Below are 11,725 nucleotides of genomic sequence, written 5' to 3'. Positions count from 1 at the left end.
TAGGTGTCGACGGGCGGGAAGTGCGTGAAGATGCGGGTGCCGTCGATGCCTTCCCAGTTGAAGGTGTGGTGCGGGAAACGGTTGGTCTGCGACCACGAGATCTTCTGCGTGAGCAGCCACTTGGACCCCGCGGCCTTGATGATCTGCGGAAGCCCGGCCGCGAACCCGAAGGTGTCGGGCAGCCAGGCCTCGTCGTTCTCGACACCGAATTCTTCGAGGAAGAACCGCTTGCCGTGCACGAACTGACGGGCCATCGCCTCCGACCCCGGCATGTTCGTGTCCGACTCGACCCACATGCCGCCTGCGGGCACGAACCTCCCGTCGGCGACCGCCTTCTTGACCTTCGCCCACACCTCGGGCCGGTGCTCCTTGACCCACGCCCACTGCTGCGCCTGCGACATGGCGAAGACGAAGTCCGGCTCGTCCTCGATGAGCGCGGTCATGTTGGACGTCGTACGGGCGACCTTGCGCACCGTCTCGCGCAACGGCCACAGCCACGCGGAGTCGATGTGCGCGTGGCCGACGGCGCTGATGCGGTGGGCCGAGGGTTCGGCGGGGGTGGCGAGGACGCCTTCGAGCTCGGCACGGGCCGCGGGCGCCGAACCGTTCACGTCCTGGAGGTCGACGGCGTCCAGGGCACGGCCGATGGCGCGTACGACGGCGTAGCGGCGGCCGGAGTCCTCCGGCAACTCCTGCATGAGCTCGCCGAGCACTTCCAGATCGATGACGAGCTGCCACACGGTCTCGTCGAAGACGGCGAGGTCCATGCGGGCGAGCTTGTACTGGGGCTCGCTGCCTGCCGTCTCCTTGTCGCCGAGTTGGGTGGGCAGGAAGGGGTGGTAGTCGAGGATGACCGGGTTGGACGCGGCCTCGATGTGCAGGTGGACGTCTTCGCCGCCGGTCGCAGGGGCGGCGATGCGGACCCACTGGTTGCGGGGGTTGAGGCCCTTCACCGGGGTGCCGTCGGGGCGGTAGACGAGGCCCTCGCACTGGAATCCGGGCATGTTCTCGTCGAAGCCGAGGTCGAGGATGGCCTCGACGGTCTTCCCCGCCCATTCCGTGGGCACGGTGCCGGTCACCTGGAACCAGCTGGTGGCCCAGGGGGCGCCCCAGGGGGCGCCGACCGCCGTCGGCTCGGGGGTGGCGGCGAGGCCCTCGGCTACGGGAACCGGCTCGCCCGGCGCGTTCCACACTGCTACGTCGAGCGGCACAGAGGCGGGGTATACGGCGGGCCTGATGCGTTCGTCGAGGACGCGCTTGAGGCGGGCTTCTATGAGGGTGCGGTCGTCGTGCATGTTCTCTCCGAGGGTTGGAACGGGGGGACTCTGCCGGGAGCCTTGCGTGCCGTCATCACCGGCTCCGCCGAGTTCGTCCTCAAACGCCGGACGGGCTGAGAATCAGCCACTCCGGCGTTTGAGGAGGCCCTCGCGCAGCGAGTTTCGGGAAGGGGCGGGGTAGGAGGATAGATCCTGGGCCTAGCCGACCTCCCCCGGCCGCACGACCTCCGTAATGCCCCGCGCAGCCAAGTGCGCGGCGTCACCAGCCCGGGAGGCCAACACCGTGGTGGGCCGCACCCCGTCCGCGGCGAGCCGCATGAACGCGTCGAACACCGCTCCCCCAGGAGCACACGCCGACCGCGCCGAGGTCGAGTCGTCGACCACCACAGCAGTCCCCCGCACCGCGGGCGCGTACTCCCGCCCCCGCCACTCCTTCGCGAGCCGCGCCAGCACCTCGCCCCCCGGCTTGACCCGCCCCTCGTTGGTCAACAGCCCCAGGCTGTACTCAAGTTCGGGGAAATCAGCCAGCCCCCGCGACACGTCGTGCGAGCACCACCACGTCACCCCCCACACATCCCCACAGTCGAGCGCCGCCTCCACCGTCGCCTCGGTGAAGGACGCCGCGTGCTCCGCGGGAATGAGCGGCGCCGGCGCGCCCACCTCCTGGAGCCAGACCGGGCGGTGCGGATCGTCCGCCCACGCCTTGGACAGCTCGATCATGTACGCCGCGTGGTGCGCGGTGGCGATCCCCTCCCGCCCGTGCCGCTGGGCCGTGCCGTTGAACACCCAGGAGTGCACGGCGGTCGCACCGCCGAGCCGCGCGGCCTGGGCCGGGGTGAAGGGCTGGTCGTCCTGGTACCAGGCGGCGTCGTACTCGGCGTGCAGGTGCAGCTTGCCGGGCGCGCCCTCCTCACACGCGGCGAGCACCCGCCGCAGCCACTCCTCCGCCTCGTCCTCGGTGATCCGGTCGGGATCGGGGTGCGGTCCCGCCGAGAACTGGTTGACCTCGTTGCCGATCGTCATGCCGATGAAATTCGCGCGGTCGGCGAGCGCGGAGGCAAGCGTACGCAGATACGTGACCTCCCCTTCCACCACCTCAGGATCGGTGAAGATGTTCCGCCGGTGCCACGTCTGCGTCCACGCGGGCAGGAAGTCGAAGCTCGACAGGTGCCCCTGCAATCCGTCGACGTTGACGTCGAGCCCGCGCTCGGCCGCGGCGTCCGCGAGGGCGACCAGCTGCTCGACGGCGCGCGGCCGGATCAGGGTGCGGTTGGGCTGGAAGTACGGCCAGATCGGGAAGACCCGGATGTGGTCGAGGCCGAGCCCGGCGATCGCGTCGAGATCGGCGCGCACCGCGTCGATGTCGAAGTCGAGCCAGTGGTGGAACCACCCCTGACTGGGGGTGTAGTTCGCGCCGAAGCGCGGCACAGCAGCAGGCGTGCGAGGCATACGAGTCCTGGTTCTCGGAGGTGCTGGGGGTGCGGGGCCTCGGGAGCGAAGCCCGGGGTGCACAAGTGCGGAGAAATACGGAGGTGCGGAGTGGGCGGGTCAGCCCTTCACCGCTCCCTCGCCCACCCCGCGGAAGAAGTACCGCTGGAGACAGGCGAAGAGCACGATCAGCGGAAGCACGGCGATGACCGTGCCCGCGGCGACGAGCCGTTCGTCGTTGGCGAAGGTGCCGTGCAGATAGTTCAGGCCGATGGTCAGGGTGAATCTGTCCGGGTCGCTCAGCACGATCAGCGGCCACAGGAAGTCGTCCCATGCGCCCATGAAGGCGAAGATCGCCACCACGGCGAGCGTGCCCTTGACCGCGGGCAGGGCGATCCGCAGGAACCGCTGCCAGACGTTCGCACCGTCGACGTACGCGGCTTCCTCGATCTCGTACGGCAGGTTCAGGAAGGCGTTGCGCATCAGCAGGACGTTGAGTGCCGACACGCAGCCGGGCAGCAGCACACCGATGAGGGTGTTGTTCAGACCCAGCTCCCGCATGGTCGTGAACTGAGCGATGATGATGCCCTCCACGGGCACCAGCATGGCGAGGATGAAGACGATCGTGGCCGCCCTGCGACCCCGGTAGCGCAGCCGCGCGAGGGCGTAACCGGCGAGCGTGGCGCCCACGCAGTTGGTCACCACGTTGGCGGCGGCCACCTTCAGGGAGTTGAGCGCGTAGTCCCAGACGGGGATGGTGTCGGCGACCCGCTCGTAGTTGTGGAGGGTCGGGCTGCTCGGCAGGAACTTGGGCGGGGAGCTGAAGATGTTCTCGGTCGGGCCCTTCAGGGATGTGGACAACTGCCACAGGAAGGGGCCGATCATCAACGCCAGTACGGCGAGCAGGAGTACGTAGCGCAGGACGATCTCCCACACGGGCATCCGGCGGCCGTTCTCGTCGGTGATCCGGCCGCGCCCGCGCCCACCGCCCTTCAGGATCTTCCCCCTCGCCTTCCGCTCCGCCTCCTCGGCGTTCTCACTCTTGCGTGTGTCCGTCGTCGTCGCGATGCTCACGTGTCCTCCTTCCGGTCCGCGCGCAGCACGAGCAGCATCAGCGCGACGGTGACGATGAAGACGACGACCGAGATGGCCGACGCGTACCCGACGCGGCCGGTGAGGCCGGTGCCGACGCGTTGCACCAGCATCACGAGGGTGGTGTCCTCACCGGCGGGACCGCCGTTGGGTCCTGCCATCAGGTACACCTCGGAGAACACCTTGAAGGCGGCGACCGAGGACAGCGCGGCGACCAGGACCATCGTGGAGCGCACGGCGGGCACGGTGACGGTGAAGAAGCGGCGTACGGCACCCGCGCCGTCGACCGAAGCGGCCTCGTGCAGTTCGCGCGGCACGTTGGCGAGGGCGGCAAGGTAAATGATCATGTAGTAGCCGAGGCCCTTCCAGACCGTGACGGCCATGGCGCTCAGGAGGAGCAGCCACTGGTCGCTGAGGAAGCCGACCGAGCCGACACCCACCGCCTCGAGCACCGCGTTGACCAGGCCCCGTTCATCCAGCATCCACACCCAGATCAGGCCCACCACGACGATGGACGCGACCACCGGCGTGTAGAAGGCGGACCGGAAGAAGGTCATGCCGGGGATGTGCTTCTGGACGAGCATCGCGAGCAGCAGCGGCAGCAGGACGAGCGCGGGGACGACCCCGACGACGTAGAGCGTCGAGTTGCGCAGCCCGATCCAGAACATGTCGTCGTTCAGCAACTCCCTGAAGTTGTCCAGGCCGACGTACTCCCCCGGGATCAGGGTCCGCTTGTCGGTGAAGGAGTTGATGAGCGTGCTGACGAACGGATAGAGGATGAAGATGCCGACGATCAGCAGCCCAGGGGCGGCGAACAGCCAGGGACTGGACGGCAGTTGACGCCTGATGCGGCTGCGTGGACCGCGTTCGGCGGGGGCGGCACGGGGAACGGTGGCGGCGCTGGAGCTTTTCATGGTGGTGGTCCCGTGTCGTCTTCTCAGCTCTGCTTCAGCAGCCGGTCGCAGTTCTTGACAGCGTTGTCAAGCGCTTCCTTGGGGCTCTCCTTGCCCTGCAGCGCGCGGGCGACGGCGTTGCGCAGCTCGATCTTCATCTGCTCGCTGAACAGCACGGGCGTGTAATTGACCGCGGTCTTGATGGACTTGGCGGCGGCGACGCGCACGCGCGTGTCGTCGGTGCCGTCCTGCTTGGTGAAGTACGGGTCGTCGAGCGAGCCCTGCGTGCTGGGGAAGATCGCCACCTTCTTGGCGAAGGACATCTGCCGCTGCGCGTCCGTCACGTAGTGGGCGAAGGCCACGGCAGCGGGCGTCTGCTTGGTGCGGGTGTTCACCATCACACCCATCACATACATGTTGTCCTTGCCGGTGTTGGTGATCTGCGGGGTGATGCCGATGTTCTTGTAGAGGCCCGGCGCCTCCTTCTTGAACTTGCCGAGGTCCAGGGCGCTTCCGGGGTTCATGGCGACGGCCTCGGTGAGGAACTTCTTGCCCGTCGACTCGGGCGTGGCGTTGAGCGCCTGCCCGTCCAGAGCCTTCGCGTCGTACAACTTCTTGTACTCGGTGAGGAGTTCGACGCCCTTGGGGCCGTTGAAGGTGAACTTGGTCCCGTCCTTGTCCATCAGGGGGACGCCGTAGCGCCCGAAGTCCTCGATGGTGGGGATGTTGGCGAGCGTGGCGGTCTTGCCCTTGCTCTTCTTGGACAACTCCAGTGCGTCGTCGAAGAGTTCGCCGTACGTCGTCGGGGGCTTGTCGGCGTCGAGCCCCGCGTCCTTGAAGATCCGCTTGTTGTAGAAGAGCGGCCCGGTGTTCAGGTACCAGGGGAAGGCGTACGTCCCCTCCGTGCCCGGTATCTGGTGGCTCTTCCACGCCCCCGGCAGGTACTCCTTCTCGTACTTCCCCGCGGCCTTGTCGAGGTCGAGCGCGAGGCCGGCCTTGGCGAGCGGGGCCACCAGGTCGGGCGAGACGTTGACGACGTCCGGGAGGGTGCCTGCGGCGGCGTCGGCGCTGATCTTGTCGGCGTAGCCCTCGCCGGGCTGGTCGACCCAGTTGACCTTCGTGCCCGGGTACTTCTTCTCGAAGCCGTCGACGACGTCCTCGAAGTACGACTTGAAGTTGGCCTTCAGGTTCCAGGTCTGGAAAGTGATCTCGCCCTCGATCTTGCCGGACGCGTCGGTCGAACCGCCGCCGTCACCTCCGTCGCCGCAGGCGCTCAGCGGCAGAAGCACGGCGAGGGCGGCGGCAGCGACGGCTGACCTTCGGGGGATGCGGGAGTGATGGGAGATGCGCACGGTGAAACGGCTCCTTTGCTCGGCCCAGCGTGAGGCAGACCCTGCATGGAACTCCGGTAAAAAGTCAATGGATTCGTTGACCGATCCTTGCCGGGTACGGAAACTACGCAGGTCAACGAGGTGTGTTGAACTTCTTGCAGGGATCGACTAAAGCGCTTTAGAGTGTGCTGGCTCAAGCGCATTAGTCTGCGCTCAACAGGAAAGGGGCTACACGGGTGCAAGGCAAGCGGTCCCCGGCACGCCGGCCGACCATGAAGGACATCGCGCGCCGCGCCGGAGTCTCCGAGAGCGCCGTGTCCTTCGCGCTCAACGACCGGCCCGGAGTCTCCGAACTCACCCGCGACCGGGTCCGCAGGGTCGCCGAGCAGCTCGGCTGGCACCCGAGCACGGCGGCGCGCGCACTGTCCGGTGAGGGCGCGGCGACGGTGGGCCTGGTGCTTGCCCGGCCCGCGGGGACGCTGGGCGTGGACTCGTTCTTCCTGCAGCTGATCTCGGGCATCCAGGAGGTCCTGGCGGAACGTCAACTGGGCCTGCTCTTCCAGGTGGTGGAGGACGTGGCCGCCGAGTGCGCGGTCTACCAGCGGTGGTGGGCCGAGCACCGGGTGGACGGCGTCCTGGTCGTGGACCCGCGCACGGACGACCCCCGTCCCGCGCTCCTCGACGAGCTGGGCCTGCCCGCGGTGGTGACGGGCGGCGTGCCGGACCCGGAGGCGCACCACCCGAACCTCTCCACGGTCTGGGCGGACGACGCGGGCGCGATGGCTTCGGTCGTGGACCACTTGCACGCTCTGGGCCACCGGCGCATCGTGCACATCGCGGGCCTGCCCGGCCTGGCCCACACGGAGCGGCGGATCCGTACGCTGCGGGCCGAGGCCCAGCGGCGCGACCTGTCCGAGGTCCGCTCGGTGACCACGGACTACTCGGACGCGGAGGGCGCCGCGGTGACCCGCCGCGTCCTCTCCGCAGTGTCACCCCCGACGGCTCTCGTGTACGACAACGACGTGATGGCCGTCGCCGGAATCGCCGCGGCGGCGTCGCTCGGCTTCGCCGTGCCGGGAGACGTCTCGGTGATCGCCTGGGAGGACTCGGCGCTGTGCCGCATGGTGCACCCTTGGCTGACGGCGCTGTCCCGCGACACGACATCCTTCGGCCGAACAGCGGCCCGCGAACTCCTGTCACTCCTGGACGACGGCCCCGCGTCCACGGTCCAGGTGCCACTGCCGACGCTCATCGAACGGGAGAGCACGGGGCGGGCGGGCGAGGGGTGAGCCGCCCCTCCGCCGTGACGCAGGTCTGTCGTACCCCGCCGGTACGGTTTCGGCATGGCGGGCATATATGAGCTCTCGATGGCGATGGACCTGCCCCTTGGTGGTACGGGACGGCGAGGTCGTGTGGCCATGAACGCGGTCCGCAAGGCGGGCCGTCGGCATGTCCCGGCGGTCAGGGCTTGTCGTGCCAGGAGAACGCCGCGATCCTCCACCCCTCCGGGGTCCGGACGAACTGGATCGTCTTCGTGCCGCCTCCCTCGAACGGGGCGCCGTCCAGAATTCCGGACTTGCTGTACGTGCCGAAGCGGGAGGCGATGCCGCCCTCGATCTCCGTCCGTTCGGAGGTCTCCCACTCGGAGAACTCCACCAACCGGCCCTCGCCCAGCAGCCGTTGGCGGGGTTCTATGAACTCTTCCACCGTGTAGACCGTGAACTCCGGCCCCGTTACGACGATCACGCCGCCCGGGAGCATCAGGCGTCGGATGCGGGCCACGTCAGCGGTCTTGCCGCCCACGTTGTCGAAGGCGCCGAAGAAGTCGGCGGTCACGGCGTCGATCTCGCTCTTGGACATGGGCGAGACCGTAACACCGCGCCGCATCTCCGGACTTCGGAGCTCCGGGAGCCGCGAGCGCGGCTCCCGGTAGGCCCCCTACACCCGCGACCGGTACAGGCCGAACTCCGCGAGCCGCACCGCCCCGCGCGACCCCGTCACCCGAAGCCGCCACTCCCGGGCCCGCACCGGCGCGGGCAGCGTCAGGACCCGGCTCGCCCCGACCGTGGCCACCTCTGTCACGAGAGACCAGTCGGAACCGCCGGAGTCCCGCGCCTCGATCACCGCGTGCTCCAGATGCTGGCCCCGCCTTATCTCCTCCCCCAGCCGGATCCGGTCGACCTCGCGCGCCTTGCCCAGGTCGACCGTGAGTGTCCCCCGCGAGGGCGCCGGGCACGACCACGCCGTGTCCGGGTCGCCGTCGACCGCGTGCGAAGGACGGCGCCCGTCGCCGCGGGCCCGCGCACCGCGCGCGAAGTCCTCCGGCAGTTCGCGGCCGATCCGCTCGTGGAACTCCCGCAGCCGTGCCACGTCCGCCTCCGGGAGCAGACCCCGCTTGTCCGGCGGGATGTTCAGGAGCAGCACGGAGTTACGGCCCACCGAGCGGAACCAGATGTCGGTCAACTGCTCGACGGACTTGGGCTGTTCGTTCTCGTGGAAGAACCATCCGGGCCTGATCGAGACGTCGCACTCCGCCGGCCACCACTGCACGTACTGGGCGACCGCCCTCGCCTCGGCAAGGGCTGACCGGCTTCCCTGGTCGGGCGCGTCGTACTTCAGGGCGTAGTCGATGCTCCCGTTGCCCGAGTCCTTGACGGGGACGACGCTCCACTCGTTCTCGCGCGCGAGTCCGCCCTCGTTGCCCACCCATCGCACGTCAGGGCCGCGCACGGCGACCGTCGCGTCCGGCGCCAGGGCGCGGATGACCGCGTACCAGCTGTCCCAGTCGTACGTCTCGACCTTCTCCGGCGGGATGCGTCCCTGCGCCCCGTCGAACCACACCTCGTCGATGGGCCCGTACTCGGTGAGCACCTCGTACAGCTGGTTGAGCATGTGCGCGCCGTAGTCGGTCGCGTCGAGCGTGAACGACCGCACGGCGGCATCGCCCGCCCGGTCGTCGCCCTCCACCGGCGTGGGGATCGTGCGCTTCGAGCGCGCGCTGCCGTTGGCGTAGACGCCGTGCAGGTACTGGTTCTCGTCGGCGGGCGAGATGTAGACGCCCACCTTGATGCCGTACGCGCGCAGCGAGTCGGCGAAGGAGCGCAGGACGTCACCGTTGCCCGACTGCCAACTGCTGCTCACCACACTGTGCTTGGTGTAGCGCGAGGGGTAGAGCACGAAGCCGTCATGGTGCTTGACGGTGAGGATGGCGAGCTTGAACCCGCCGTCGCGCAGCGCCCGCGCCCACTGGTCGGTGTCGAGGCCGGACGGCTGGAAGACGTCGGGGTCCTCGTCGCCCGTGCCCCATTCGAGGCCGGTGAAGGTGTTGACCCCGAAGTGCAGGAAAGCGGTCTGCTCAAGGCGTTGCCAGGCGATCTGCCGTTCCGTCGGGCGGACTTGGGATGCCTTGGCGACTACCTCGTCCGGGGAGTCGTCGGGGGTGATCGGGATGCGGTAGGGCGGTTCCGGGGCGGCGGCGGACCTGCCCGCGGTGCCGGGTGCCGCGAGGGCAAGGGAACTGCTCGAAGCGGCTACCGCGGTGGTGACTGCGGCGGTCACGAAGAGACGTCTGCTGAGAGTCATGGGCGTGCGGGTCTCCCTGTCGAATCTCGGGCCAAGTCGAAGAAGAAGTCGAACCTCGGGCGATGAGGGTCAGCCTGTGGTCAAGGTCCAGACAGCCGGTGCCTTTTGGTCCGCCGGGTACTGCTGGAGCCGCCCGTCCTCGGTGACGTACACGGACATCTGCGTGATCGCGTTCGTCAGCCGGTACCCCTTCCCCTTGCCGTCGGCCGCCTTCGCCAGCTGCCACCGCTGCAAGGTGTTGGCCGCGTCGCACGTCTCGTGCGTGACCGAACTGCCCGGCTCCAGCGGCACGTTGAGCGTGATCTTCCCGCTGCGGGTCTCCAGGCAGGTGCCGTCGGCCGCGGACTTCAGGGTGAGGTAGCCGTCGGCGGTGCGCTTGATCGCGTAGGCGGCGGGCTCCGCGCGCCCCTTGGTGTCCCGCAGCGTGTACGTTCCGTCCGCGACCGGCGTCTTCGTCAGGTCACGCCGGCCGGGCGCGTGTCCGACGGACCTGGCGCGTGCCGTGAAGTCGGCGTACGTCGGGTCCGGGTGCGCGGAGCCCCACGTCACCTGGGCGATATGGCTGAGCGGCATCGCCATGGAGGCCGCGACCTCGTTCTCGGTCTCGCCCCGGCCGTTGTCCGGCCACAGGCTGATCTTCGCCCCGGTGATGCCGTCGCGCGACGCGAGCTTCTCGCCCTCGAAGCTGCGCGGGTCCCAGGCCTTGTCGTACAGCGCCTTGGTGTCGGTGTGGAAGCCGCCGCGTACGAGGTAGAGGGCGTAGGCGGCGTTCTGCAACGGGTAGCCCCGGGCGATGAGTTCGCTCGGCTTCGTCTTCACGTCGAGCCAGTGCTCCACGCTCGTCCCCGCCGCGACGGGCACCGTGTTCGCGCCGGTCAGGCCGTCGTTCCAGATGCGGAGTTGCTTGCCCTTGCCCTCCACGTACGCGTGCACCCGGTTCACGAAGTCGATGAAGGCGTCCTGCGGGGTCGCCTTCTCGCCGTACTTCTTCTTCGCGTATTCGAGGATGTGGGGGTACTTGGCGAAGTCGGAGCCGAGCATGTACTCGTCGGCCCCCATGTGCCAGGACTTCGCGGGGAACACCTCGGCGTACTCGTCGATGAGACTCGTGTAGTACGAGAAGGCCTCGTCCTTGGTGATGTCCAGGCGCGACGGCTGCGGCTTGCCGTCGGAGTCGGTGAGCTGGAGGTCGGTGCGCTTCTCCAGCCAAGGGTCCATGTGGCCCGGTGAGTTGATCTCCGGAACGATCGTGACGTGGTACTTCTCGCCGAGGGCGACGAGGCGCCGTATCTCGCTCTTGGTGTAGTAGCCCCAGCTGTTGGCCTCGGGGTGCTTCTCGCTCTTCACCTTGAGTTCGAGGAGCAGCTGGTTCTGCTTGTTGTACGCCATGTCGCGTACGAGGTTCTCCAGCCAGGGCGTCGAGACATGGATGTAGCAGGCGCAGACGCCCACCCCGCGCTCCTTGTACTGGGGCACGTCGACGGTGCGGCCCGCCGGTACGCGGTCGCTCTGGGCGAGGAGTTGCAGAAGGGTGCGGGTGCCGTAGAAGGCTCCGGTGTCGGTCGCGCCGGTGATCTCCAGACGTTCGCCCGCCCGGAGTTCGTACCCTTCGGCGCCGAGCGGTTCACGCGCGGGGGCGACGTCGATCACGATGTCACCGTCGCGCGCGGGGCCGCCGGTGACCGGCACCCGCCCCTCGCCCGCGGCGCGCAGATCGTCGGCGAGCGTGCGGGCGACTTCGCGCGCCGCCTGCCCGTGCGCGACGATCCGGGCGCCGGGCCCGTAGGTGTAATTCCCCTTCCCCGGCGTCCAGTCGGCGAGGGCGGGGACGGTGCGGGGCGCCTCCGCGGCGGGCTGCGACGTCCCGGCGGCCTGGGCGGCCGGGACGGGCGCCGCGAGCAGCAGCAGGGCCACTGCCACGCCTCTGAGCCGGCGTAGCCGCGCACGGGGCGCGAGAATCATGCGCATGTCAGTCATGACATCCGATGATTCAAGCGCCCCGTGGGAGTGTCAATGTATTGCTCGCGGCTGGCACTTGGACATTTACGCCGCCCTACCGCGACCCATCGGATGAATGCGGACCATCCGCCAGCTGAGGCCATGACGCACCCGTCAGCCGGGG

The 11,725-nt window shown here is 68.8% G+C and carries 9 protein-coding genes; 1 reads left to right on the top strand and 8 read right to left on the bottom strand.

From position 1 onward, the window contains the following. From AC5P1C_RS36260 to AC5P1C_RS36240, 5 genes are all read right to left on the bottom strand, one after another. Window positions 1–1,295 (bottom strand): glycoside hydrolase family 38 N-terminal domain-containing protein (locus AC5P1C_RS36260; protein ID WP_493870253.1); only part of this gene is annotated, 1,295 nt, incomplete at its 3' end. A gap of 180 nt (window positions 1,296–1,475) precedes the next feature. Then, window positions 1,476–2,726: a glycoside hydrolase 5 family protein gene (locus AC5P1C_RS36255; RefSeq protein ID WP_493870252.1), complete on the bottom strand. Its 1,251-nt coding sequence runs from the start codon at window positions 2,724–2,726 to the stop codon at window positions 1,476–1,478. A gap of 99 nt (window positions 2,727–2,825) precedes the next feature. After that, window positions 2,826–3,704, bottom strand: a complete 879-nt coding sequence (locus tag AC5P1C_RS36250) for a carbohydrate ABC transporter permease (RefSeq protein ID WP_493870257.1) — start codon at window positions 3,702–3,704, stop codon at window positions 2,826–2,828. Window positions 3,705–3,775: 71 nt separating this feature from the next. Continuing rightward, window positions 3,776–4,711: a carbohydrate ABC transporter permease gene (locus AC5P1C_RS36245; RefSeq protein WP_493870251.1), complete on the bottom strand. Its 936-nt coding sequence runs from the start codon at window positions 4,709–4,711 to the stop codon at window positions 3,776–3,778. A gap of 23 nt (window positions 4,712–4,734) precedes the next feature. Next, entirely contained in the window at window positions 4,735–6,042 is a 1,308-nt protein-coding gene (locus tag AC5P1C_RS36240; protein WP_493870250.1) for an extracellular solute-binding protein, read from the bottom strand. 251 nt (window positions 6,043–6,293) lie between these two features. Here AC5P1C_RS36240 and AC5P1C_RS36235 point away from each other — a divergent pair, with 251 nt between their 5' ends. Further along, window positions 6,294–7,310 carry a LacI family DNA-binding transcriptional regulator gene (locus tag AC5P1C_RS36235; RefSeq protein ID WP_493870249.1) on the top strand — a complete coding sequence of 339 codons (1,017 nt, stop codon included), beginning with the start codon at window positions 6,294–6,296 and terminating at the stop codon, window positions 7,308–7,310. A gap of 172 nt (window positions 7,311–7,482) precedes the next feature. Here AC5P1C_RS36235 and AC5P1C_RS36230 read toward each other — a convergent pair whose 3' ends face one another. The 3 genes from AC5P1C_RS36230 to AC5P1C_RS36220 all read right to left on the bottom strand — a co-directional run bounded on the left by AC5P1C_RS36230 (window position 7,483) and on the right by AC5P1C_RS36220 (window position 11,580). Next, entirely contained in the window at window positions 7,483–7,881 is a 399-nt protein-coding gene (locus AC5P1C_RS36230; protein ID WP_493870248.1) for a nuclear transport factor 2 family protein, read from the bottom strand. A 78-nt stretch (window positions 7,882–7,959) separates the two neighbouring features. After that, a complete protein-coding gene (locus AC5P1C_RS36225; RefSeq protein ID WP_493870247.1) occupies window positions 7,960–9,603 on the bottom strand; it encodes an alpha-L-fucosidase in 1,644 nt (547 codons plus the stop codon). A 69-nt stretch (window positions 9,604–9,672) separates the two neighbouring features. Beyond that, window positions 9,673–11,580, bottom strand: coding sequence for a glycoside hydrolase family 20 protein (locus AC5P1C_RS36220; protein WP_493870246.1), 1,908 nt, complete (start codon window positions 11,578–11,580; stop codon window positions 9,673–9,675). Between the last annotated feature and the right edge of the window lie 145 nt (window positions 11,581–11,725).

It is taken from the genome of Streptomyces sp. A18, assembly GCF_059026065.1.
Note: the sequence above shows the minus strand (reverse complement) of the source record. Positions and strands in the feature narration are given on the sequence as shown.